The organism is Undibacterium sp. Ji42W (genome assembly GCF_049340405.1).
Lineage (GTDB): Bacteria > Pseudomonadota > Gammaproteobacteria > Burkholderiales > Burkholderiaceae_D > Undibacterium.
The window spans coordinates 1-24,791 of sequence record NZ_JBMPOV010000007.1 but is presented as its reverse complement, the minus strand read 5'-3'; the positions used below and the strand labels follow the sequence as shown (position 1 = coordinate 24,791).

Sequence of the window (24,791 nt, the reverse complement as noted above, 5' to 3'; positions counted from 1 at the left end):
CCAGACAAGCCTCACAGGAACCCACCATATGAACACCGTATTCTCCGCCCCCGTGTTTGACACCACCGTCATTTTTGAAGGCAAGGAACTCTTCAAAGGCAAAAGCGCCGCCGAGAACTGGGCAAAAAAACTGGGCGCAGAACTGGAATGCGTCACCACCGTAGAAAAGATAGGCACTGGCTGGGCTATAGTCGGCAATGTTGATGGCGAGGATTGTGTCTGGGCGATTTTGGGGCAGAGGTTGAAGCGAATTAGTAAAGAGTGAGTGATGGGTAGATGCGATGCCTCTTGTTGGGCACTTTATACTATGCCTTATGCTGGTGTTACATGCCGTGGCAAACGCGCATTGCCGTATGTGCTACGCACATAAGGTGCATTGCACCGCAACCTACTGACTGATTAACATTTTATGCAAGTTCTTGGTCCGATCATTTTTCTCATGGCAGCTTGCTTCTCATGGTGGCTGGCATTCCAATTCTCATCCATCGCCGGAGTAAATGGAGCTTTGATTTTCCTGGCGCCCATATTGCTGATGATAGTCCCCACTGCGGTCCGCGCTTTTAAAACAAAGTCTGCTGCTTTAGGCGCATTTTTGCTGGCCATCGCCCCGGTTCTGGGTGTATCAAATTTTTTGCCCTGGGTGATATTCTGCAAAATCGGTAAACTCTTGCTAGGTAACAGTGCAGATAATGTAGTAATTTTTGCGCAGGTATTTACAGTGTTGCCATGGATTTTTTTCGCCTGCTCTATCTTGATACCGACAAAAAAAGTGGACAAATCTAACCAGAATGCACGTAAAACCAGGCAAGGTTACAGGGCATCGCACCATGTGCGTCATGCACATTACAATTGCGCCTAACGACTACGCTGCCACATTGTTTAGGGTTGGGTAGGGTGCGCCATGCGCACCATTTCTTAACGTAGGCATATACTCCTGTGAATGAAGCAACACACCTCTTGAGGTTTTTGATCAGAAAGACGGTGCGCACGGCGCACCCTACACATGCTCATACGCTCAGGCTATGCCAACTTGTTACTCTGCTTTAGTACGTTTTTTTGATGACAGTGCTTGCTTATCCAAATTTCGCGACAGCCTTTTAATTATAAATCACCAGCACATAATGCTGCGCCTTGGCGGCGGACTGATAAAACTGGCTGACAGCGCGGTATGAAGGTAAAAGAAATTTTTCATAGACACTATCTTTTTCTTCTTTCCAGGACATGCCGCCTACTTCATATTTTGCCATCGTGGCGCGGTTGAATTGTGCCTTGATCGCAGATTCCCTGGTGAGCGCAAAGGCATCTGCAATTGCCTTGACTTCTGCCGGTGCATAAACACACGGATCGTCCAGGCCAAAATTGATCGCCGTATCACGCTGCGTTTTCTCGCAACGCCCTTCTATACCTTTCAACAGCGGGTCGGTAGGCAAGGCGTCGGTATCTTGTGGCTTGTTGCCCATCTTGTGCATTTCTTGCCCGACGGCTTTTTTAAAAGCGTCCTTATCTGTCTTTTTTGCAGCGCGTTCTTCCCGGTCAAGCACATGCATGCGGGCGACATTGTCTTGTTGCTCAAGCCGCTTTTTCGGTGATGCGAGCCATGACATTACTTGCTAGTCCTGATCTACATCCAGCATGGCAGCCCTGGCAAAGCGCGCATCATTTTTCATTTGCCACAAAAGCACAGGTTGTTGCCTGATCAGTTGTAATTGTTCAAGGGTGACCTGTACGTAGCAGGCAACGATACTCATAAGCGCATCAAGCTGGATTGGCAGGATGGAGTGGATTGTTCAGCAGCCAGCAGTATAGCGGCAAGAAGATACCGGCCAAGCAAACATGCAGCCAGTCTGTATCGCCAGGGGGAACCGCCCTTCTCTCAAGAATCACTCACAAAAACTCCACCAGTTGCCCACTCACACTACGCAGGCGTTGGCTCATGAGTTTGGCCAGCCGGGCCAGGATTTGTACGGCCAGCGCAGGTTTTTCGCGGATGATGCGCTGGTAGTTGTCCTTGGTCAACAGAAGAAGGATACTGTTTTGTGAGGCGATGCAGGTGGCTGAGCGCTTTTCGCCATCGATAATGGACATCTCGCCGATGGTCTTGCCGTGGCCTACCGATACTATGCGATGCGGCGTGCCGTCGAGGTCGGTCTTGAGTATCCCGATTTCGCCCTTGACCAGGAAGCCCATGTAGGAACCGGATTCGCCCTCCCTGAAAATGATGCTACCTGCCGAGACTTCATAACATTGCAGATAGGTAGCCAGGGCTTCGATGTCTTTCCACTCAAGGTCGGAAAACAGTTGTGATTCAGAGACCATGTCGCATACATCACGCGACTGAAAGGTCGTACCCGCGCCAACGAGACGAAAACCTGGCAAAGCTTGATCTGGATTCATTGTGCACCCGCTACCTTCAATATGAAGCATCACCGTCACTATCATTACCCTGGGGGAAACCGTGTCTGTCAGCAACGCATTTCACCCATCGCGCCGCTGACAGTTTATCGCAATTAGCGTTGCGACGACAGCACCACCAATGCGGGAGACTATTTTGCAGCGGCGCTGTAGTGGCGATCCATGTCTCTCGCCAAAATAAACAATTGACAATAAATAGATGATATTGCAAGATTTTATAGCAATTTTTTTTGCATACCTGACCATCACACGGAGGATGTATGACATTTGAACGCAAGGACGTCTCAACACTGGGTTCTGACTGGAACGATACGCTGGTCTGGTATGCAAAGGCGGTAGGCAAAATGCAGGAAAGGCCGCTGGCATCGCGCACCAGTTGGCGGTTTCTGGCGGCCATGCATGGCTTTAATGAAGTACTCTGGTCGGCCCATGGCTATTACAGCAGTGGCGAGGCCTTGCCCTCAGACAGTGACAAGGCCAGATTCTGGGACCAGTGCCAGCATCAGAGCTGGTATTTTTTGCCCTGGCATCGTGGTTATCTGGCATCGTTTGAAGCCATCGTGCGCAGTGCCGTGGTCGAGCTCGGTGGCCCCGCTGACTGGTCGCTGCCATACTGGAATTACTTTGACCCTGATTCACGTTCTGTACCACCGGCTTTCCTGCAAAAGACCATGCCGGATGGTTCGCCCAATCATTTGTTTGTCGAAGCCCGCTATGGTGATGGCCACGGCAAATTCATCGTCGAACCTGAAGACGTCTCGCTGAATGCCTTGAAAGACCATGCCTTTATCGGAGGCGATAGTGGTGGCAACTCTGGTTTTGGCGGGCCAGACACTAAATTCAATCATGGCAAAGGCGTTAACGGCCATCTCGAATCTGACCCGCACAATACCGTGCATGGCCTGGTCGGCGGCCTGGCTGACCCAGAGCATGAAGAAGACCGCACGACCTATGGCCTGATGTCCATCCCTGCCACCGCCGCGCTTGACCCGATATTCTGGCTGCACCATGCGAATATAGACCGCCTGTGGGAAGTCTGGCGCAAGCGTGATCCGCAAAATCTTGACCCTGATCAGGATAGCTGGCTCAAAGGCCCGGCTGACCGTAAATTCATCGTGCCTGACCCCGATGGTGAAGGCATCACTTTCACCGCCTCGCAAATGCTTGATACCACGGCCACGCCATTGAACTACACTTATCAGGACACCAGCGACCCGCTGGCGGGCAGCACGCGCAAAAAAGTCAGGCTCACAGGCTTGCGTCTCTTGAGCGATGCGCCTATGGTGAATTTTCTGGATATCAAATCTGCAGGAGGCCAGGTGGCGACAGAATTATTAGGGGCCAATCCCAATCGCATCAAACTGGCCGGTGGCGTGTCGCACACCAGCGTGACGCTGGATAAAGCCAGCACAGACAAGGTCAATAACAGCTTTGAGAGCGTCAAACTGTTCAGCGCCACGCCCAAAGAACCAGACCGCGTTTTTTTGAACCTGGAAAACATACGCGGCAAAAATGATGCTGCCGTCTTCTATGTGTACGTGAACGTGCCCAGTGGCGACGATCCGAAAGACCACCCAGAGAACAAGGTTGGCGTGCTGTCACTGTTTGGCGTATCCGACGCCAGCAAGACAGACAGCCCGCATGGCGGTGCAGGCATCACCCAGGTGTTTGAAATCACCAGCATCGTCGATAACCTGCAACTCGATGAAAGCCAGCTCAGCGATACCCTGCAAGTGCAATTCGTAGCGCGCAATACCGTCAAGCCTGAGCACGACATCACGGTAGAGCGCGTGAGCGTATTCCGCGAAAGCCTGTAGCCATGCTGTTTGCCACGCTGTTTGCCATCCTGCGCGCGGCCATGCTGAGCTGTCCCCGCCCCTTGCTGTTGCTCAGCATGGTGGGCTGGCTCGGGCTGGCTGCGCTGCAATTTGGCGTGCGTGTGCCAGAGTACTGCGGCAGTCTTGCCAACATAGACCTGGCTTATCTGGCCAATATCGGCGATCGCCTGGTCTTTGTCTGGCACACCAATTCCAGTACTAGCATGATGGCCAACTGGCTGCTGATGCTGCTGGCCATGATGTCACCCCTGCTCGCGCAAGAAATAACTTACCTGTGGCAACGCAGCCTCGCACGCCGCCGCCTGCGTGCCTTGCTGCTGTTTGCCATCGCCTATTTACTGATATGGAGCCTGGCTGGTGCGTTCATCATGCTGGCCTCACTGGTGCTGCGACTCGTCATCGGCGACATGCGCTGGTGCTTTGCCATGTTGCTGGCACTTGCCCTGCTATGGCAAATCAGCCCGGCCAAACAATACTGCCTGAACCGCTGCCACAGCCGCCCCCGCCTCGCCGCTTTTGGCTGGCAGGCCGACCGCGACAGCCTGCGCTATGGCCTGCAAGCCGCCTTCTGGTGCGGCGGCACCTGCTGGGCCTGGATGCTGGCCGCCACCGCCGCCGGCCCCGCCCACTTCCCCTTCATGCTGATCACCTCAGCCTGGCTCCTGATAGACCGCCAGGCCCCAGGCCGCGTGCCTGCATGGCAATTGCCCTACAGCCTACGCTGGTACCGCCCCGCCTGATACCACCCGCGCACCCCCGGTGATATCATCCGTATCACCGAAGAACCAACGTGAATCTGAACAAGATCACCAACATGAGCACCAACGAGAGCACCCGCATGAACACACCAGCCCCCCGCAGCCTCAACGGCATCACCCTCGAAAAAATCCTCGAACAACTCGTCGCTTATTATGGCTGGGAGCAAATGGGACAGATGATAGACATCAACTGCTTCAAGAGCGACCCCAGCATTAAATCCAGTTTGAAGTTTTTGCGCAAGACACCGTGGGCGCGGGCCAGGGTGGAGGAGTTGTATTTGGGGATGCCGGAGTGAGTAGCTGATGTCGTGACGTCTCATTTTTCCAGATATTGTCAATGTCAGTTCCAGCCCGAGTTTTTGATGGAGTTCAAGTTCCTTCAGTTACATGCTGGAAAAGCATTAAGCGTTCTTCAGGAAGAAGAAAAACATAAGCACTAGTGTTAGTCTTGAGCACAAGACTAAATGCTTTTCTCCAATTCAAAAATCTGAAAATGAAACCAGTAAACTGTTCCATATTCATGAAAAACCAGTCAGGGTAATCACCGTTTGGAAGATAAACAGAAACCGAGATTTCCTCAGAATCTGGGAGATTCAAGACTTGAATAACTCTTTCTATTGCTCCTTTATTTGCGTTAGCGTCGGTATAAATAGTAATTTCAAGAAGAATATTTTTGAGGATAATATCTTTGACTCCAATCCTCTGATATTGTTGTTCAGGCTCCAGGAATTACTATCTATGTTCGTGCCAAAAAGGTACGCGATAGCGGTCTCATTTTCTTCACGATGGAATTTCGCATGCAATTCCGCCAATTTCTTTAATTGCTTAGAATTCTTCTAGGGGATACGGGGGAGATTCAAAATCCGGCGGCCATGATGAATAAACTCGTCGGTACACACTGGGCAGTTTTTACACCCAAAATAAACTTAATGCTCGCTACAAAACTTTGCTGATCTCGATGGGTTAATAGTGGAAACGGCTGCTACTGAAGTGTCTGGCTCGACAAAATCAGGCATATTTTTCAGAAGGTGTGGAATCTCCAGCCAGCCGTAGTCCACATAAATCTGTGTCAGTTCGCCATGCTTGACATATTGCGTAAACGCCTGATGGGCAGTCAATTTAGAAATGTTATGCTCAGAGCAAAGCCAGGTTCTGAACATAGGGATTTGATCAATTTTAATTTTACCCCAAATGCCAAAATAAGCCGGATCATCAAGATAAATCATTGTTTCGTTCATATTTTTGTCTAAAACATTCACCAGCACGTAGATACGATTAGTGTATCGTAATCGAACCCATGTCATGCTGTAAATAACCAAAGCTAACGAGCAAGCCCCACGGTCACCACTTATCTATTTCGACGTGAACATGATGAAGCTTTGTCCGGTATCATCAATCAGGAATGACAATCAAGCTGTATAGAGATTTACTGCTGATCATGCGTACGATTACGTTGCACTAATCGTATCTACGACATTACAATGTGTGCGCAAAACTGCGCATAAAAGACAGCAGCGCGGATTGCATCACATAAACCAATTATTGCAGGAGAGATGAATTGCAGCAGCAATGGACAGAGCGTGCCATTAAAGGCGCCAAATATTTATTGGCAGGACTATTCCTGACCATCGCTATGCCAACGGCGCTAGCCTTGGCTCAAGATAATCACTTGGCACTGGCATTTGTACATTTCGTCTTTGGCGTTATAGGCCCGATTTTTTCTGTTATTGGTATTTACTTTATTGTGACGCGAAACAGGCAGCGTAAGTGATTTCAAGTACGATTGCACTAATGGTACCTACGTCGCTACCATCGTCAGGTTCATTCTCTCAATCTTTCTTATTCAGCAAAGCCTGATATTTCTCTAAACGCTTGTCGATCTTTTCAAGTACTGATGTATCACGGCGATTCTGATCTAAGGAACACCACCAACAAGGCTGTCAAGAAGTGATATCGAATTCTGTATATCAGAAAATTTTCCAAATAATTTTGTAATTCATCTAACGTCACGGCAATAGCACCTTCACATCACCATTGCTCGAAATCCTCAAAGTGTGAAAAATAAAATTTCCCATCTTGCCCAATTTGAGTTTTATCTGCTCCAAACCTTATTAAAACCCAGATGTGCAATAGCTTGATGCCATAGAAATTCTACTTGATCAGTCATTTCCTCATTTCCTCATTTCCTCATTTCCTCATTTCCAGGATAGCTGATATTAAATTCTGATACGCCAACAATGAGTTCAAACAAAGCCAGGTACCTCTCCAAATCCATCACACGGCGTCGTAAACGAATTTTGATTTCTACTACATTCTCCAACATTTGTACCTTCTGGATATTTTTTTACGGATAAATAATAATATCTTCACGAAAATCAGCGAAAAACCCCTCCCGCTCACGCGAGGCCGAGGACTCCTCCTTACCTAGGCTGACAGCCTGTCAGCCACTACCTGCATGAATGCTTCAAGTTCTGGCCGTGGTCCATCACCAAAATTGCGATGCGTATCGTCTGTCCATTCACAAAAAACTGTCCTGAGCGTACCGTCCATATTGATGCCGCACTCTAGTGTGAAGTAGCGCACGCCTACGTTTTCTGGCGGCAGTTCGTTGTCGCTGTTGAACATGAGCACTGCGGCGACATAGTGTGCTTCTGCCACTGCCCTGGCTTGTGGCATTTTGAGTATCGCGGCTGGATAGTTCTGGATGCGGCAAGTCGTGACTTTGACATCATCTACTCTGAGGTCCTTGGGTGGTTTTTTGGCATATTTGGCGCAGGTATTCCACATCCAGGCCAGGTATTTTCTTTGTTCTTCCGACGCAATGATGGAAAAAAACTGCAAGGGGTTATCTATACATGTCTGACGCACGCCCTGGTGGGCGAATATGTAATGCAACTCGCGTGGTTCGCTGAGCAAACCTATGGGTGATTCTTTCTTTTTATTGAAGAACATGGTTGCTCTTTCTAAAATGGGCCGGGTTCAATCAAGAGACGTGCCAGCTTTGCACCAAAGCGCACTGCAAGCTAGGGGTAATATCATTTGAGCTGGCAACTGTATCTGGATTTTAGCTGGTCATCACTGCAATAAATTCCATGTGTGAAGATGCCCCGGCAGGCTGAAGCTTTTGCAGCTTGTGTCCCTGGCTCTGCAAGCAGTTATATACGGCGTTGAAATTGCCGTTCTCCCAGAGAGTATCAGCGCATTCCGAGCCACAATAGCTGCTGTCTGGAATAAAACAGGCGCGGCTTGAAGAGAGCGCACTGGCAAACAGGCTGACGCTTGCGATCATCAGTTGCCTCCATTGATCATCATTGCAAAATCTAGCCCAGCGAGTGCTGTCGTTAAAGATAACGGCGTCCTGACACAGTTCTGCGCGCCAGCCGTAGGGGCCATTCAAGTAAAAGTACGCTTGCGGTATGTCGTCACCGGTATAGTTCTTCTTTGGGATGAATTCTGACATTGTCCAGTTGGCGGTATAAACCTCTTTGAATTTTTCCAGATTCAAGGCCTTGAAACCAGCGTTAACGGGCACTTCATAGTGATCATGCCACAGTTCGCACATGTCTTCGTAGCTCGATTGCAAGGCAGCCAATACCGAAGCATGGGATGGCTCTTTCAGGCCTATATCAACGACTACTTGCAGATCAACTCCCATTAACTGGCTCCATGCGATATTTGTTTTTTTTACCAGCTTGTACGTAGCGTTGCAACGCTACGTACAGTGAGACATCTTCCATCGCCATCACATATACAAAGTCTTGTGATGCAAATAATTGCGATAGACGATCTTGAATGCCTCGATGTCGCGCTTGTCTGCCTGCACGAGCAAATCGCGTACTTCGCACTCGTTGTCTTCGATTTTATAGACCCAGAAATCGAGTTTGATTTCTGGATGGTCTTGCGAGACGATGGAGACGCCCTTGCCACCGCCAAGGAAATTGGAAAACAGATAGACCAGGAATTTACCCTTGAGGATTTTCTTGTCTATCTTTAACTCATCGAGAACACTGGCGGCTCTTTCCTCTGCGGGGGAGACATCCTGGCGGTGGTCTGCATAGGTATTGAGAAACTGGCGCAGGTGCTTGACCTCTGCGGTTTTATAGGTCTGGCCGTATTTGGCAAGTTGCTCTTGATTGAGCACGAGTTCTTTGGATGCTTCTGTTTGTGCTTGGCTGGCGAGGGGAAACAGGAACAGGGATAACAGGAGTAGTAACAGGTGGCGCAATTGCATGAATGCTTTCTATGGTTTTTTTACCATTATAGTGCATGGCGGTCTATGGCAATGTACATTGCCTCATACATGCCGGAATCGCGTGCGGCGCATTACAATGCGCTCTGCGTCACGGCTTTGATCTGGCGTCAGGCAATGTCATCAGGTGCTATCAATCTGGATTCATCCAACGTAGCTCACACAGAATACGGCCTTAATACTTCTTCCAGAAATTCCACGAACACTTTGATCTTGGCGGCGCGGTGGTGTTTTTGCTGGAACAGCACGGAGACATCCGGGCCGGGCACTGCCCAGTCTGCCAAAACGGGTACTAGCAAGCCCTCCCGCAACGGGCCAGCCAATGAGATGGACATGTGCTGGATGATGCCTGCGCCTGCCTTGGCGCTTGCCATGAGGGATTCGACATGGTCCATCGCCAGTAATGGTGATGGCAGGTGTGAGAATTTTTCGCCACCTTTTTGAAACTGCCATGCTCTTAGCTGGCGCGAGTTGGGGCGCAAGAAACCCAGGCAGGGGTATTGCGCCAGTTCTTGCGGTTGTTGTGGCTGACCATGCCTGTCAATGAAAGCCGGGGCTGCGCAACAAAGGTAGCTGGTCTTGCACAGGCTTTTGGCGATGAGGTTGGAGCTGGGCAGCTCACCTATGCGCACGGCCACATCGACGCCCTCTTCCACCATGTCGATATTGCGGTCGCCAACGGTGATCTTGAGGCTGATGTCAGGGTAGGCAGCGATAAAACGCGGCAGGGCCGGTGCAATGTAGAGACGGCTGATAATGGCGGGCAGCTCTACGCGGATACTGCCAGCTGGTGCCTGGTTGGAATGCATGAGGCTGGCCTCAAGCTCACCCATATCACCGAGTAACTGCAAAGCCTGTTCATAACAATGCCGCCCTTCATCGGTCAGCGACATGCTGCGCGTGCTGCGGTTCAGCAGTTTGATGTTGAAGTGTTTTTCCAGTGAGGCGATCTGGTTGGTGACAGAAGAAGTGGACATGCCCAGCATGTCGGCAGCGCGGCTGAAGCCACCGAGTTCAACCACGCGGCAAAACACTTTTAATGCATCAAGTTTGTCCAATTTGCATACTCCCGTGTTTTATCCCCAGCGCAATGTCTGCATTCTAGCACCGCCGTCAGCCTGCCTTGCGCGCTGGAACCTGCGCATTATGCAGTTTTTCGGAAAACTGCATTGCGGCCAGGCCCGTTTATCTGCAAGGGGTGCGGGAATAGACTGTTTTGCACTGGAGACGCGGGGCCAGGCAAGACAAAACAAGTCAAGTCAAGTCAAGCGGCGCCGTCCAGATTGTAAACAGACTACTTTCATTCTACATTTCAGGAGAAATCATCATGGTAAACAACACTATGCAGGCACTGGTACTGGACAACTTTGGCGCACCTTTAGTCATGCGCGAAATAGCCCGCCCTCAGGCTGGCACAGGCGAAGTGCTGGTGCGCATCCATGCCAGCGGTGTTAATCCGCTGGATATCAAAATCCGCGCTGGCAAGGCCGCCCACGCAAAACCTGTGCTGCCCGCCATTTTGGGCATAGACATGGCAGGGGTAGTGGAAGCTGTTGGTGCTGGCGTCAGCGGCTTTACACCTGGCGATGCTGTATATGGCATGACGGGTGGCATCGCGGGTGTGCCCGGTTCACTGGCACAGTATGCTACCGTGGATGCGCGCTTGCTGGCACATCAGGCAGCAAACTTTAGCATGCGTGAAGCGGCCGCCCTGCCCCTGATTTTTATCACCGCATGGGAGGGCCTGGTAGATCGCGCCAGGGTGCAGCCTGGGCAAAAAGTGTTGATACACGGCGGCGCTGGCGGTGTTGGTCACATGGCTGTGCAACTGGCCAGGGCATTGGGTGCCGATGTGTATGCCACGGGCAGCGCCGCGCAAAAAGACATCATAGAAAGCTATGGCGCAACGGCGATTGACTACCTGGCCAACAGCGTGGCCGACTACGTGCAGCAATATACAGATGGCGCGGGTTTTGATGTCGTGTATGACACCGTTGGCGGCGCTACCCTGGATGGCTCGTTTGCAGCGGTGCGCACTTACGGCGGCCATGTCGTCAGTTGCCTGGGCTGGGGCACGCATGCGCTGGCACCGCTGTCTTTCAGGGCCGCGACTTACTCTGGCGTGTTCACACTGCTGCCCCTGATCACCGGCCAGCAGCGCCAGCACCACGGCGACATCCTGCGTGAAGCTGGCAGGCTGGCTGATGCTGGCAAGCTTATAGTGAGGCTGGATGAACGTGCATTTGATTTGCACACCGCGATGGAGGCACATCAGTTGGTAGAAGCAGGTAAGGCGAGTGGCAAGGTAGTGATTGATATCAATTGATATCGATTGATATAACATGCCAGATGGAACAAGGTGCGCATGGCGCACCCTACTGGCCTGGCATCTCTTCAATCTTTTTCCACATACACTTCCCGCGCCATGGTGACGACATCATCGACGCTGAGTTCGCTGAAGCTGCCTGTGTGCAGATGCGGTATGGCGGCCCTTTCCAACACGACGCGGGCGCTGGATTTGAGGCGGGCGAACATCAGGTGTTTTTTCTGCAGATGCAAGGTGGCGCAAAAGTCGGCAATGGCTTCTATGCTGGTGCTGTCGAGGTCAGGTGATTCTTCGAGGCTGATGACGACGACTTTGGCATCACTGGCGGCGATGTATTGCCTGGCTTGCGTCAAGGCGCGTTCAGCATTGGCAAAGAACAGGCCGGTCTCTGGCCGCAAGACCAGCACGCCGGGGATCACCTTGGCTTCGGGATAGTTGACGAGGTTGACAAAATCATGGCCGCCATTCAAACGACCGAGCACAGACACACTGGATTCTGCCAGCCTACGTAATAACATCAGCAAACTGATACCAATGGCGACCAGCAAACCATCCAGCACGCCCAGCATGAGTACGGCGACCACGGCAGCAATTGCCACGAACCTGTCGCGGTGCAGGCTGAAATACGGGTAGAACATAGAGGGCCGCAGCGAATGGCTGACTGCATGGATGACAATGGCTGCCAGCACGGGCGATGGTGTCAAGGCGATGACGGGCAACAGCGTCAGCACGATGATGAACAAGGCCGCTGCTGCCGACCAGCCCGCGACCTTGCTGCGCGCGCCATTGCTCTCATTGGCGGCAGTCGCAGAAAAGCCCGCCCCCACCGGCATCCCCTGAAACAGGCCGGACAACAGATTGGCTGCACCCAGCGCCAGCAAGTCACGGTTGGGGGCGATGATATCGCCATGGCGTATGGCAAAATTGCGGATGGAACTATAGGATTCAGCATACAGTATCATCAGCATGGCAATGCTCAATTCACCAATACGCAACCACTGTACATAAGTGAGGTCAGGCAGGCTTGGCACTTGCAGATGCAAGTCTATCTGCCCCACCAATTCTACCCCATGTTGCGCCAGACCCAGCCTTTGTCCGGCCAGTATGCCCAGCACAATCACGATCAGGCCAACTGGCATAGAGGGGATGCGTGCCAGCATAAACAAGAGTAGTAGCGCGACTACGCCCACCGCCAGTGACAGCCAGTTCCAGCTTTGTAGCTGACTCAACAAACTATAGATAAAGCGCGGCATGTCAGTGTAATGCACATGCGCACCCACCACATGGGCAAACTGCTTGACGATGATGACGCCAGACAGGCCAAAGGCAAAACCACGCAGCACAGGCCGTGCAATAAAATCAGAAATACTGCCCAGCCTTGCCACGCCCGCGAGCATGAAAAATACACCGGTCATGATGACGATGCCCATAGCTACCAGCATGCGCAAACCCGCATCGCCATTGGCCATGGCCGCCGATGCAGATGCCAGCACAGCAGCCGATGAAGAAGTGGCTGCGACGATGGCAAAACGGCTACTGCCTATCAGGCCATAACAGACCAGCCCGGCAAACACGGCAACGATGCCTGCCTGTGGCGGCAGGTTGGCAATGCTGGAATAGGCAACGGCTTCTGGCAGCAGCAGGCCAGCCAGCGACAAACCGGCGATGATGTCAGGCCAGGACCAGGTTTTGTGCATGTTGTTTAAATGTATTTGGGTAAGTACGTTTTTTTTAGCGAGCGCGTATTGGATAAATGATTTATCTTTTATTTGAAGCAATGCGCAGCCAATGTGCAACAGTATACGCGGCGCGGATATGGATGGGGGAAATGTCGAGCTGGAGCAGCTTCTTTAAAGAGATCAAAGAGATGAATCATGATGCAACTCAAAGTCACGCAGCAGGATGTGTCATGCGCAATGTGCCATGCGCATCGCATGACTCAAGCCCGGCTTTGCTGCGCCTTGCCAAGGGCAGGCTCAGTGACATCATCTATATTCATGGCCTTATCGGCGGCGAGCTCATAGGCTTTCTGGTCTATTGTCTGCCTGTAGGTATTCAACAAGGCACCTCCAATCACCATCACGACCAGGCCGCCAGTATGCTGCAACATCTCATAGTACTGCATAAGCAAGCCCATGGTAAAAAGTGAGCCGCCTGCACTGAGAACCATGCTCCAGGTTCTGGTCTTTGGCAGCGTAAGCAAAATAGCATAGGCCAGTATGATCAATAAAATAGGTGCAGAAACTGTAAAATTTTGCAGGCCGCGCATATTTTTGAAAAAGAAATCTGTCTGGAAAAAATATTGCCAGACTGGCGGCAGCCACATCAAGATAGTCAGGAGCCATATGGCGCCAAACGTGTCTTTGCTTTTGGGTATTTGCATTACAGGGTTCTTTAATTTCAATTGATGACATGCATGGCTAAAGCTAGTGACCGCGTCCGGCATCCTTAGGCTCTATCCCAATCAGTTTCAAGGCAAGTACGGCAAAACCTAGCACGATGCCCACAATGATGTCAGTTATCTTGCCTGAATAAGGCAGCAGGAAGATGCTGTACAGCACGCAAGCGAGGATGATGACAATGCATATCCCCACGATCATCGTCCTGATGATTGTCGCTTTGCCTGCGGGAAGTTCGTTCATGTCAATCATGCCTAGCTAAGACCTCGATTGTGCTACATGCCTGCATCCTTCATTTTACTTCGTATTGGCAAAAAGTATTTTGTACTTCACAATTTATATTTCCTATCAGCAATAAGACTGCGTAATGCACAGGCTATAGGCAGGCAGCGGTATTGCATCCGACTTTTACAATCGTTTTCAGTCGATGACAACAAGCTGTCGCGGCATTAGCATGCAAAAACTGCATGTATAGGCCACACAGAAATTGATGTGAATTGCAACACAACGTTACATAACAAAATATCTTGCCTGAAAATCGGCTAACTTCGGCTTTTTTATTTACCAAAATCAACATAATTTCCATGTGGAAATTATTTGTGTTTGTTATTTTCTTTTAACTCCAGACAAAGTGATGACAAATTGACGACAAAATTAAGTTTGCTAATATATTCCCATATCTGATACATTGGGTTACATTATCCTGCAGTATGAAACAAATGGTGCGATTGTGAATATTTTGAACTGGCGTGAACTATGGACTGCAGGCAGGGTACTGGAGGCCATTGATACAAAGAAGTTGCATGCGTCTGGCAGTTTGATGGGCAGCCTGCGCTGGGCCCTGCATGTGCGCCTGGCAGATGACAACAGCAGCCTCAAGAGCAAATTTCTGTTCCTGTTGCGAAGCAGCTTGCGCCCGCAGGTGAGCTTGCGTTGGTTCCATTTCCTGCACCAGACCTATTTGCAGAAGGCTACACCTGGCGATATTGCCCTGCTGGATGCCATACACCGCCCTTTCTTTGACCGCCAGATTTGCTGCGTGTCGCGCCTGCGTTTGTTACGCAATCATTTTCATTTATCTGCACAGTTGTTTGGCCGGCACCGCGCCCAGGACATGTTGACGGGCAATGACTTTACCCTGGCCACGTTAGAGGGCAAGAACCAGGAAGTTTATCGCATCAGCCTGTTCCGCAGTTGCGCCTTCAAACGTGAAGGTGGCTTGAGCCTGGGTCTGTTCCAGGGCAACCAGTTGCTACAATGCCTGAGTTTTTCTTTTGACCGTAAAGGCCACGAGTTGATGATAAGGGTGGGCGGCCTGCAGTCTTGCAAGCAGAACGCGCGCGAGACCATGCGTGCCTGTACCAAGAGCCTCTTTGGCATACAGCCGCGCCTCTTGCTGATTGAAGCCTTGCGCAGTCTGGCACGCGAACTGCACTGTGCAGGCATAGAATGCATCGCCAAGAAAAACCATATTTACCAATCCTGGCGCTACCGTTTCAGCAAGACCATCAAGGCAGAATACGACAGTCTGTGGCAGGCTGCCGGTGCCTGCGCACAAGCCAATGGCAATTACCTGTTGCCGCTGACGAGCGAAGATGTGCCACTGTCCGAGCGCCCTTCCAACAAACGCAGCGAATACCGTGCGCGCGATGGCCTGACCACAAGCATGCGCGAGGGCATCAGGCGCAGCCTGGTGGTGGCCTGAGTGTGGCTTGCCAGACTTATGTGGCTTATATGATTTATATGGCTTAATTGGCTTATCTTGCTTATGAGGGGCAAGTACATCTTACCCTGTCAAGCAGATGCCCCATCTCTCGCAGAAGGGGCTTTAGCCGTGAATGACTGTTACCGCACACCTGCTGGCAGCGAAAGCCGCTCCTGCGGTTGCAATTGCCGTGATGTAGGGCGCATTGCCATGCGCCGCATGGAATCTTCACTTCCCAAAGCAAATCATCCTTGACCTGACGGACAAGAAAGTCCCTGGCAATCCGACAAAATCATACCACAGCCGCGAAGCATTGAAAGTCGTCGGCGAGGTCAAAGACTGGCAAGGGCACCCGCCAGAAGTGCTCAAGGCCATGAAGGATCATGTAGAACAACTGCGGCGGCAGGGTGTAGAGGCAATTGATGATTGAAATTAGCTGCCCTGCTCCTGACAGCCCCCCCCCTCTTCAAGAACACTGGCATTTACACACCACACTGCCATAGTAAGCCGTTTGCGCTCAACAATGATAATACTATAATGTGCATATAAGATCCTCAATGCCTCCGCTAGTGGACTCTCACAATGGAATCGAGAGCGAATGACATGTGCCCGGCGCATCAGAGCAAGGCAAGGGTGGAACACATGAACACAGCGATAGCGGGGCTATCGCGCGTATTTGCAACGCAGCCATGATCGTCGCACACATGGCAGGCAGTCCGTTTTCCACTATTACAGTCCACTAGACCTGCAAGCAAAGGAAAAGCGTCTATGGACAAGCGTTTCAAACCACTGTCTCCAGCAGAAGAATTACAAGCGCAGCGCACATTGGCTGCAGAGCTGGCGGCAGTTCCGGCGATGCAGGTTCCGGCTGTCATCAGAAAAATACGTGTGAGCCTGCGCCTGACCATTGCTGACTATGCGCGGCTTTGCGGGGTGTCTGCCCGGACTTTACAAGACATAGAGCGTGAAGTATCCAGCCCCAGCATGAGTACGGCAGACAAGCTGCTGCGCCCCATAGGGATGAGCGTGGGCGCAGTACAAAAACCGCTACCGCACCAATAAACCACATTCTTGCATAGTTATGCTGTAATTATCACAAGAAAATCGGGTAAACTTAGCCAGACCAATCCCATCCCGCTTTACGCTGCCCACAACCGGAGAACATGCTTGATGACAGCCCAGCAGCATCCCATGTCTGCCGCCAGGGTATTGCTCCCGGCCTGCCTGTGGTTCTTTGTGCTGGCGGTGGCGGGCATGTGGCTCACGCGGGGCGACAACCAGGTGTCAATACTGTGGTTTGCCAATGCACTGGCAGTGGCTTATATGCACGGACAGGGGCGTACCCGGCAATTGCAGATACTGGTGCTGACCATGCTGGCCAGCCTGGCCGCCAACCTGCTGACGGGCAATAATCTGGCAGTAGCTATCCTGTTCACCCTTGCCAATGCGGTAGAAGTGGTGCTGGTCAGCTATACCATACGGCATGCGGGGCTGGCACAGGGGTTTGAGCATTCAAGCAGCGATATGTTGAAGCTGATCTTGCTAGGCTTTTTATTACCCTGCGCCTGCAGTGCCACGCTGGCGGCAGCACTGGCAGCCTGGGTTGGCCTGGGTGACTTTGAACTGATCTTCACTGGCTGGTATGTGTCGGCCTCGCTGGGTCTGATCCTGATTTACCCGCTGGTACGCAGGATGCGGCTGGAAGCAGCACCTGCCTGGGCCAGCCGCATCAACTGGGAACGCTTTGCCCGTTATGCCTTGCCGATCCTGGTGCTGGTGGTAATCACGCTGCTGTATCTGCCACTGCCTTTCCTGTACATCCTGGTGGCACTGACCTTTGCTACCCACAGGCTCAATTTTGATGAATCGCATCTGCTGACGGTGCTGGCCATCACCTGCCTGGGGCTGATGCTGAGCCTGGGCCAGGTGCTGCCCCTCGGCGGCGTAGCCCGCTGGCAGTTATTATTTGTGTATCTACCCATCCTGATTACCTCGGTGCCGCCGATGCTGATGGCGGCGGCACGCAATGAAAACCAGCTCAAGGAAGCCGAAAGGCAACGGTTTTCTGAAGAACTGCAAAAGAGCAAACAGTCACTGCAATCCACCATAGACCATATGCCCGCGATGATAGGTTACTGGGATCAGACACTGCACAATCATTTTGCCAATGCCGCCTACCATAAATGGTTTGGCCTGACGCCTGAGCAGATACGCGGCATGCATATGCGCGATGTGGTCGGGCCAGAAATATATGCGCAAAATTCGCCTCACATGCAAGCCGCACTGCAAGGTGAACCCAGGATATTCGAGCGCTCCATCACTGACGCCGATGGCACCCTGCGTTATGCCCTGGCTTACTATACGCCCCACATCGTGGCCAGCCAGGTGCAGGGTTTCTATGCCTTTGCCACCGACATCACGCTACTCAAGCAGGCGCAGTTACAAGAAAACCGGGCCCAGGCCAAGCTGGCCAGCGTGATTGAGGCGGCCAGCGAATTTGCCATTATCGCTACCGACATGCATGGCACCATCACCCTGTTCAGCAAAGGGGCAGAACGCATGCTGGGATACCAGGCACAGGAGCTGGTTGACAAAAAAACGCCTGCCATCTATCACTTGCCGGAAGAAGTCGTCACCCGCAGTGCAGAGCTGAGTGCCGAGCTGGGCTACCCGGTAGAGGGCTTTGAAGTGTTTGTCGCCAAGGCCAGGCGTGGCCTGGCGCAAAGCCAGCAATGGGTGTATGTCAGCAAGCTGGGGCAGCATATCCCGGTCAACCTGGTGATCAACAGCATCTATGATGAACACCGGCAAAACATCGGTTTTTTGGGTATTGCCACTGACATCAGCCGCCAGAAACAACTGGAAACCTCGATGATCAGCGCGCGCGACCAGGCCGAAATGGCCAGCCGCACCAAGTCAGAATTCCTCGCTAATATGAGCCATGAAATCCGCACGCCGATGAATGCGGTGCTGGGCATGAGCTATCTGCTGGGCAAGACAGATCTCAGTTCTACCCAGCGCCATTACCTGGAGATGATACGCTCGTCTGGCCAGTCTTTGCTGGGCATACTGAATGACATTCTGGATATCTCGAAGATAGAAGCGGGCCGCATAGAATTGTCGCCTACCCGCTTTTATCTCAAGGATGTGCTTAGCGCACTGGCCAACATGATGTCGGTCAATGTCGGTGAAAAGCAGCTGGAATTATCGATGGGCATCGACACTGACGTGCCCAAGGAACTGATCGGCGACGCCCTGCGCCTGCAACAGGTGCTCATCAACATCATCGGCAATGCCATCAAGTTTACGGCCAATGGCGAAGTCTCGCTGCTGGTGCAACAAGCTGAGCCGGTACAAGGCACTGAGCAGGATGCAGACAGCCTGATGATACAGTTCATCATCCGCGACACTGGCATAGGCATGTCGGCAGAGCAGATCAGCCGCTTGTTCAATGCCTTTGAGCAGGCCGATGCATCCACTTCGCGCCGCTTTGGCGGCACTGGCCTGGGGTTGGCGATTTCGAAGCGCTTTGTCGATCTGATGGGGGGCGATATCCGCGTCAATAGCCAGGAAGGCACGGGCACAGAATTCATCGTCAGCGTGCCCATGCAAACCGCACCAGCCATCGAAGACAATCATGCAGAGAGCGCCAGCACTGGCGCAGGCAGCAACCAGGCCAGGAAAATCCTGGTCGTCGATGACAATGCCACCAGCCGCAGCTATATCGCCAAGACCATAGAAGCATGGGGCTGGCATGCCGATACTGCCAGCACCGGCGAGCAGGCCCTGCAAAAAGTGCGCGAGCACCTGGCCGACCAACCTGCGGCAGAAGATGAATACTGCGCCATCCTGATCGACTGGCACATGCCGGGCAAGGATGGCCTGAGCACCCTGGCCGCCATCAAGGACATGCAGGCCAGCCAGCGTATTCCCCTGATCTTGATGAGCAGCGCCTATGACCGTAGCGCCCTGCAGATGGAAGGCAAACCAGGCGCGCCCGATGCCGTGTTGCTCAAACCGGTCACCGGCTCCAGCCTGTATGATGTACTGCAAGAGACCAGCCTGCAACTGCACCATAGTGCAACAAACCTTTCCGCGACACTGCCCGCTGCCGCAAACCCGCATAATGAACAAGCCATGAACAATAGCAGCACACCCACCAGGACAGGCGCAGGCAGTTTCAGTGGCAAGCACATACTGCTGGTAGAAGATAATTATTTCAACCAGATCGTCGCCACCAAGATACTCGAGCAAACCGGGGCCCGCATCAAGGTCGCCAACAATGGCAGTGAAGCAGTAGAGATGTTCAAGATCGCAGAAGAGCAGTTTGACCTCGTCCTCATGGACGTGCAAATGCCCATCATGGATGGTTGGACCGCCACCGAAATCCTGCGCAAGGAACTGGCCCTGCCCATCCCCATCCTGGCAATGACTGCCGGTGTCATGACCGCAGAACGCGAACATTGCCTGGCCGCAGGTATGAATGATGTTATCTCCAAGCCCATAGATATAGACCAGATGCTGGGCGTGCTGGCGCACTACCTGTTGCCAGAACAGCCCGCCGCAGGCAAATCAGCATCCCCCGCTACACCTGTATTACCTGCGGCCATGCCATCACACAAGCCACCTGCCAGTACAGCGCCTGCCACGATAACAACAGAAGCAGAGACAGAAGCACCACAACAAGCACTGCCCGTCTCAGGCATGACAACGCCACCAGCCGCCAGCGGCGTGTTTGATCCTGCCAAGATCATGGCCCTGGCCAAGGGCAATGCGGCACTCATCAAGACCCTGTCGGGCGTCATACAAAACATGATCAACCATGCCAGGCAAGACTTTGACCAGGCTGTCAGCCAGTGGCGGCAAGACGACGTGCAGCTCGCCGTACGTACCCTGCACACCATGCGCGGCAGCATAGGCACCCTGGGCGCCAAGGACTTCGCCGCCGCTGCGCTGGCGCTGGAGCATGCGATTGCCCAGCAAGACCAGCAGCGTGTGCCTGACCTGATCAGCAGTGCCGACCAACAACTGAACCTGACCATTTCCAGCGTACAGAACTGGCTCAATGAACAGATGGCCGACAAGGCCGCACCAGAGGCAAGCGCCAGCCCGATCAAGCCTGCCGAGCTGCAGGAATTAAAAAACCTGCTGCAAACCCAGAACATGCGCGCCAGCACCCGCTACCACGAAATGCAGGCCAGCCTGCAACAGCACCTGCCCGGTGAGCGTTGCCAGGCCATGCAGGATGCCATGCTGAACCTGGACTTTGCCACTGCCCTGAACCTGCTGGAAGAGATTACCGTGTAAATTTTACAATGCAGCAAAATCCGTTTGCGTTCGCCGGCACAAATGTTATGCTGGCGACATGACACTGTAGCAGAACAAAAAAAACAGTAATAACACAGTAATAAACACCAGCACCATGTAGAACCATGCCTATCACAAAAACTCTGGCCAGCCTGACGGACAATCTCGAATTTGCAGCGTACCGGCCACGCATACTCATCGTTGATGACCAGGTCATCAACATCCAGGCCTTGAACCAGATTTTTGCGAGAGACCATGAAGTCTTCATGGCTACCAGCGGCCAAAGCGCCCTCGATTTTTGCAGGAAAACCCCGCCCGATCTGATCCTTCTCGACGTCATCATGCCCGGCATGGATGGCCTTGAAGTGTGCACCCAACTCAAGCAGGAAGAGCTCACCGCCGACATCCCCGTGTTGTTTGTCACCGCCCAAAACGATGCCAATGAAGAATCACGCGCCCTCATGGCCGGTGGCATGGATTTCATCAGCAAACCCGTCAACCCTGACGTGGTGCGCGCCCGCGTGCACACCCATGTGACCCTCAAACTGCAACGCGACCTGCTAAAACAACTGGTGTTCACCGACCCGCTGACAGGTCTTGCCAACCGCCGCAATTTTGACCAGGCCATCGATAAAGAGTGGCGGCACTGCCAGCGCAACGGCAAATCCCTGGCCGTGCTGATGATAGACATAGACTGCTTCAAGCAATACAACGACACCTATGGTCACCTGCAGGGTGACACCTGCCTGCAAGCCGTGGCCGCCTGCCTGCAAGCCGGATTCCGCCGCCCGCACGACATCGTCGCCCGTTATGGTGGCGAAGAATTCATCTGCCTCATGCCTGAATGCGAACTGCAGAGCGCCATCAGCAAGGCCGCCTCCGTGCTGCGCACCATCACCGACCAGGCCATCCCGCACAGCTCCACCAAAGTCAGTGACAGCAACATCGTCACCCTCAGCATAGGCGTGGCCGCCACCGTGCCGGGTGACCAGCTCAGCATCGCCGAGCTCATCGCCAAGGCTGACCAGAAATTGTATGAAGCCAAACAGGCCGGGCGTAACCGGGTGGGGGCATAGGCTGGGTTTGTAGGGTGCGGCAAACACACAGAGCGTCCAACAAGTATGAAAACGCCTTTTCAAAATGATGTAGGGCGCATTTCAATGCGCCGTATGTAATCCTCACAGTCCATAAAAATATTTTTCCCGTGTACGATCTACCCATAAGGCAATGCGCCTGGTAATTTCATGCCAAGCCAACACTTACAATTTTTAAGCCATGCAATTCTTACGTATCGTTGTCTCAAGCATCGCAACACTATTCCTGCTGCTTGGCTGCGAAAAAAATATCGATATCAATTTTGATCCACCTGATATCAAACCAAGAGTCGATGTGAAGTTGCCGGATGCGGATGCAGACTTACCCAATATTTTTTCCAGGCTTGATATTCAATTTTCCAAAAACAAAATCCAGGTCATACCGCCACTTGATGATCAGGAAATTGATACTTTGGAACAGCAACTTCCTTGCAAGCTACCCCCAATTTTGAGAGCAATGTATCGCTGGCACAATGGCATCGTGGATTTCACACCCACATATGAATTTCAAGCTTTAGACAAGGTCGTAGAGGAATACAAATTCTTCAAACGTTTTCACAAAGAGAACGGCTTGAAAGAGGGCGAAGGCTGGCCTGCACACTTTTTGCCGATTTTGCAGTTTAACGGGAAAATGTACGTAGCCCTGGATTGCAAGGATCAGGACCACACGCCTCTGTTCTCTTATTTCATTGAAGACGGCACGCCGCAAGCCATGTACCGTGGCCCAGGTCATCTGCTACAAGTAATACTAGGTTCTTACGAAACTGGAGCATATAAGCGCGAATTTGATCTTATGGATAGAGACCCGATTGCAGAAGACAAGGTATTTCGCCAGTATGCCTTTGCAAGCGAACTGAAAACCATGGAACGCAATTGGGTGGCGCTGGAAAAATCCCTGACAACTACCCAAGGAGACAATTTCAACTCGGTGACAGGCTATCTGTTTGAAGTACCTGACGAACGCGGGATTCCTATCCTGGTAGATCAGCTTCGTGATGCAGATGCAGAAAAAATCGTGCACATCTGTCTCGCTCTTGGTGGATTGAAGTCAGAAAAAGCGAGGCCAGCGTTGTATGACTTACTTAAACACAAATCATCAAGAGCACGCAATTTTTCAGCCAGCGCCTTATCAGAACTGAGAGGCCCACAAAGCCAGGCTGAAACTGACACCCTGCTGAGATTGCTGGAAGACAGTGACAAGCTGGTACAGCTCAGCGCTATCGAGGCATTAAGACATGCCAAATCCTATCGCGCCATCGATACATTGATTGATAAACTGCATCGCAGCAGGCCAGGAATGCAGGTCTATATTATTGACACATTAGCCGACATAGGCGACAGACGCGCCCTGCCTGCATTAAAAGAACTGCAGGCCAGTTTCCCTGCAAAACTAGATAACACGCGGTATGGCCGCACCCGCGGCGGTGATCCCTCACCTACGGATTTCAAATCAAGCGTCGACGAGGCGATCAGGCGATTCGGGCAATACTGATTTTTTTATTCAGTGCGCCTGTTCAAAGATATTCCACGTTCAATGTCAGTCCGTAGGGCGCGTTGTAACGCACTGCTTGTATGGATGTATACACAAAGCAGCTACAACGCCTCTCAAAAAAATAAGTTCCTTTGCCTGCGCAGATGACCATCTTCATCAGATGACCCATTCGGTACCTTGCAACGCACCCTACTGATCTGCGGGCCACATGCAGCGCATGGAAATACGCTTTGAATGAACTAGGCGCAAACCTCTTACTGTAGGATGCGCCACGCGCACCACAATGACCAAAAAAACGCGCCACATCTCACCATGGCGCGTTTTTCATTTGCTACTTAATTTGCTACTTAATTTGCTGCTCATGTTACGGCTTACGCCGCAAGCTTACTTCACTGCTGGCGTTGCTGTTTTGCTGCTACCTGCTGTTGCAACTTTGCCTGCATCAGTTTTCACTTCCGCTTTTACTTCTGGCTTGACTTCTGTTTTCACTTCAGTCTTTGCCTTGGCATGCTTTTCATGAGCGACGTGCTTGACGTGTTTTTCATGTTTTTCTGCTGTTTTTTCTACGGCAGAAGTCTTCGTCTCACCTACTGGCATTGCCGCAGTGGTGGTCGTTACGGTTGTCGTCACTGCCTTGCCTGCTGGTGTAGTGGTCGTCACAGCAGGAGTTGCTGCTGTCGTTGTCACTACTGCAGGTGCTGCTGTTGCTTTTGCTGGTGTAGTTGCAGGTGTCGTCGCAGGAGTTTGTGCAAATGCGCTACCCATCAAAACGGTAGAAGCGATCAGGGCGGTAATGAGTTTGTTCATGATAATAATCCTTAATATGTCTGTGAGCGATTTGTCTGTTTTTGCTTGATTGCCCGACAGCGTCTAGCTGCCGGTATGCAATCTGACTACAATTACTTATTTCGATGCTGCGCTGTCTGCGGCAGATGCGCCTGCTGCTTTTGCTTCTTTCTTGGTGTGCTTGGTATGCTTGGCAGCTTTTTCGCCTGTGTGCATTGCTGGCTTGGTTTCTGCAACCGGTGTTGCTGGTGTAGATGCACTGGCTGAAGCAGAAGCTGCTACCACTTTCGCGGCTGGCGCAGATTTGGCTACACTCGCTGCTGCGGCGGCTGTTGCTGGTTTGGATGCAGCAGTAGCAGATGCGGAGGCTGGTGTCTGTGCAAAGGCGCTACCCATAACAACTGTGGAAGCGATGATGGCGGTGA

General features: G+C 52.0%; 26 protein-coding genes. 12 read left to right on the top strand and 14 right to left on the bottom strand.

Annotation, left to right across the window (positions count from 1 at the left end):
* The first annotated feature begins 28 nt into the window (after positions 1-28).
* Positions 29-265, top strand: a complete 237-nt coding sequence (locus ACO0LG_RS16025) for a hypothetical protein (RefSeq protein ID WP_423028069.1) — start codon at positions 29-31, stop codon at positions 263-265.
* Positions 266-399: 134 nt separating this feature from the next.
* On the opposite strand, the gene ACO0LG_RS16020 is transcribed toward ACO0LG_RS16025, so the two are convergent.
* The 4 genes from ACO0LG_RS16020 to ACO0LG_RS16005 all read right to left on the bottom strand — a co-directional run bounded on the left by ACO0LG_RS16020 (position 400) and on the right by ACO0LG_RS16005 (position 2,394).
* Complete coding sequence (locus ACO0LG_RS16020; RefSeq protein ID WP_423028067.1) at positions 400-777, bottom strand: hypothetical protein; 378 nt, start codon at positions 775-777, stop codon at positions 400-402.
* Between the two features lie 320 nt (positions 778-1,097).
* Positions 1,098-1,604 carry a DUF1877 family protein gene (locus ACO0LG_RS16015; protein ID WP_423028065.1) on the bottom strand — a complete coding sequence of 169 codons (507 nt, stop codon included), beginning with the start codon at positions 1,602-1,604 and terminating at the stop codon, positions 1,098-1,100.
* 6 nt (positions 1,605-1,610) lie between these two features.
* Entirely contained in the window at positions 1,611-1,748 is a 138-nt protein-coding gene (locus ACO0LG_RS16010; RefSeq protein ID WP_423028063.1) for a hypothetical protein, read from the bottom strand.
* Between the two features lie 136 nt (positions 1,749-1,884).
* Positions 1,885-2,394: a Crp/Fnr family transcriptional regulator gene (locus tag ACO0LG_RS16005; RefSeq protein WP_423028061.1), complete on the bottom strand. Its 510-nt coding sequence runs from the start codon at positions 2,392-2,394 to the stop codon at positions 1,885-1,887.
* A gap of 278 nt (positions 2,395-2,672) precedes the next feature.
* Here ACO0LG_RS16005 and ACO0LG_RS16000 point away from each other — a divergent pair, with 278 nt between their 5' ends.
* The 3 genes from ACO0LG_RS16000 (at position 2,673) to ACO0LG_RS15990 (ending at position 5,304) form a co-directional block, all read left to right on the top strand.
* Positions 2,673-4,229, top strand: coding sequence for a tyrosinase family protein (locus ACO0LG_RS16000; protein WP_423028059.1), 1,557 nt, complete (start codon positions 2,673-2,675; stop codon positions 4,227-4,229).
* A 2-nt stretch (positions 4,230-4,231) separates the two neighbouring features.
* The gene (locus tag ACO0LG_RS15995; RefSeq protein WP_423028057.1) at positions 4,232-4,990 is read left to right on the top strand and encodes a DUF2182 domain-containing protein; all 759 of its coding nucleotides are present in this window, start codon (positions 4,232-4,234) and stop codon (positions 4,988-4,990) included.
* Positions 4,991-5,064: 74 nt separating this feature from the next.
* Positions 5,065-5,304, top strand: a complete 240-nt coding sequence (locus ACO0LG_RS15990) for a VF530 family DNA-binding protein (protein ID WP_423028055.1) — start codon at positions 5,065-5,067, stop codon at positions 5,302-5,304.
* 630 nt (positions 5,305-5,934) lie between these two features.
* Here the strand turns inward: ACO0LG_RS15990 and ACO0LG_RS15985 are convergent.
* Complete coding sequence (locus ACO0LG_RS15985) at positions 5,935-6,246, bottom strand: hypothetical protein (protein WP_423028053.1); 312 nt, start codon at positions 6,244-6,246, stop codon at positions 5,935-5,937.
* Between the two features lie 320 nt (positions 6,247-6,566).
* On the opposite strand from ACO0LG_RS15985, the gene ACO0LG_RS15980 reads away from it, so the two are divergent.
* A complete protein-coding gene (locus ACO0LG_RS15980; protein WP_423028051.1) occupies positions 6,567-6,779 on the top strand; it encodes a hypothetical protein in 213 nt (70 codons plus the stop codon).
* Positions 6,780-7,432: 653 nt separating this feature from the next.
* Here ACO0LG_RS15980 and ACO0LG_RS15975 read toward each other — a convergent pair.
* The 4 genes from ACO0LG_RS15975 to ACO0LG_RS15960 form a co-directional block, all read right to left on the bottom strand.
* Complete coding sequence (locus ACO0LG_RS15975) at positions 7,433-7,960, bottom strand: hypothetical protein (protein ID WP_423028049.1); 528 nt, start codon at positions 7,958-7,960, stop codon at positions 7,433-7,435.
* Positions 7,961-8,072: 112 nt separating this feature from the next.
* The gene (locus ACO0LG_RS15970) at positions 8,073-8,663 is read right to left on the bottom strand and encodes a hypothetical protein (protein WP_423028047.1); all 591 of its coding nucleotides are present in this window, start codon (positions 8,661-8,663) and stop codon (positions 8,073-8,075) included.
* A gap of 87 nt (positions 8,664-8,750) precedes the next feature.
* Entirely contained in the window at positions 8,751-9,239 is a 489-nt protein-coding gene (locus tag ACO0LG_RS15965) for a hypothetical protein (RefSeq protein ID WP_423028045.1), read from the bottom strand.
* A 176-nt stretch (positions 9,240-9,415) separates the two neighbouring features.
* Entirely contained in the window at positions 9,416-10,315 is a 900-nt protein-coding gene (locus ACO0LG_RS15960; protein ID WP_423028043.1) for a LysR substrate-binding domain-containing protein, read from the bottom strand.
* A gap of 269 nt (positions 10,316-10,584) precedes the next feature.
* On the opposite strand from ACO0LG_RS15960, the gene ACO0LG_RS15955 reads away from it, so the two are divergent.
* The gene (locus tag ACO0LG_RS15955) at positions 10,585-11,583 is read left to right on the top strand and encodes a zinc-dependent alcohol dehydrogenase family protein (RefSeq protein ID WP_423028041.1); all 999 of its coding nucleotides are present in this window, start codon (positions 10,585-10,587) and stop codon (positions 11,581-11,583) included.
* Between the two features lie 68 nt (positions 11,584-11,651).
* On the opposite strand, the gene ACO0LG_RS15950 is transcribed toward ACO0LG_RS15955, so the two are convergent.
* The 3 genes from ACO0LG_RS15950 to ACO0LG_RS15940 form a co-directional block, all read right to left on the bottom strand.
* Positions 11,652-13,280, bottom strand: coding sequence for a SulP family inorganic anion transporter (locus tag ACO0LG_RS15950; protein WP_423028039.1), 1,629 nt, complete (start codon positions 13,278-13,280; stop codon positions 11,652-11,654).
* Positions 13,281-13,522: 242 nt separating this feature from the next.
* Entirely contained in the window at positions 13,523-13,966 is a 444-nt protein-coding gene (locus ACO0LG_RS15945; RefSeq protein WP_423028037.1) for a hypothetical protein, read from the bottom strand.
* Positions 13,967-14,009: 43 nt separating this feature from the next.
* A complete protein-coding gene (locus ACO0LG_RS15940; RefSeq protein WP_423028035.1) occupies positions 14,010-14,225 on the bottom strand; it encodes a hypothetical protein in 216 nt (71 codons plus the stop codon).
* 487 nt (positions 14,226-14,712) lie between these two features.
* On the opposite strand from ACO0LG_RS15940, the gene ACO0LG_RS15935 reads away from it, so the two are divergent.
* From ACO0LG_RS15935 to ACO0LG_RS15910, 6 genes are all read left to right on the top strand, one after another.
* Positions 14,713-15,687, top strand: a complete 975-nt coding sequence (locus tag ACO0LG_RS15935; protein ID WP_423028033.1) for a DUF535 family protein — start codon at positions 14,713-14,715, stop codon at positions 15,685-15,687.
* A gap of 205 nt (positions 15,688-15,892) precedes the next feature.
* Complete coding sequence (locus ACO0LG_RS15930) at positions 15,893-16,117, top strand: NAD(+)--rifampin ADP-ribosyltransferase (RefSeq protein ID WP_423028031.1); 225 nt, start codon at positions 15,893-15,895, stop codon at positions 16,115-16,117.
* A gap of 338 nt (positions 16,118-16,455) precedes the next feature.
* Entirely contained in the window at positions 16,456-16,749 is a 294-nt protein-coding gene (locus ACO0LG_RS15925) for a helix-turn-helix domain-containing protein (RefSeq protein WP_423028029.1), read from the top strand.
* A 108-nt stretch (positions 16,750-16,857) separates the two neighbouring features.
* Positions 16,858-20,994: a response regulator gene (locus tag ACO0LG_RS15920; protein ID WP_423028739.1), complete on the top strand. Its 4,137-nt coding sequence runs from the start codon at positions 16,858-16,860 to the stop codon at positions 20,992-20,994.
* 125 nt (positions 20,995-21,119) lie between these two features.
* A complete protein-coding gene (locus ACO0LG_RS15915) occupies positions 21,120-22,070 on the top strand; it encodes a diguanylate cyclase (protein ID WP_423028027.1) in 951 nt (316 codons plus the stop codon).
* Between the two features lie 199 nt (positions 22,071-22,269).
* Entirely contained in the window at positions 22,270-23,580 is a 1,311-nt protein-coding gene (locus ACO0LG_RS15910) for a HEAT repeat domain-containing protein (protein ID WP_423028025.1), read from the top strand.
* Positions 23,581-23,964: 384 nt separating this feature from the next.
* On the opposite strand, the gene ACO0LG_RS15905 is transcribed toward ACO0LG_RS15910, so the two are convergent.
* Complete coding sequence (locus ACO0LG_RS15905) at positions 23,965-24,387, bottom strand: hypothetical protein (RefSeq protein ID WP_423028023.1); 423 nt, start codon at positions 24,385-24,387, stop codon at positions 23,965-23,967.
* A gap of 96 nt (positions 24,388-24,483) precedes the next feature.
* On the bottom strand, positions 24,484-24,791 hold a 308-nt coding region (locus ACO0LG_RS15900; RefSeq protein ID WP_423028021.1), incomplete at its 5' end, for a hypothetical protein.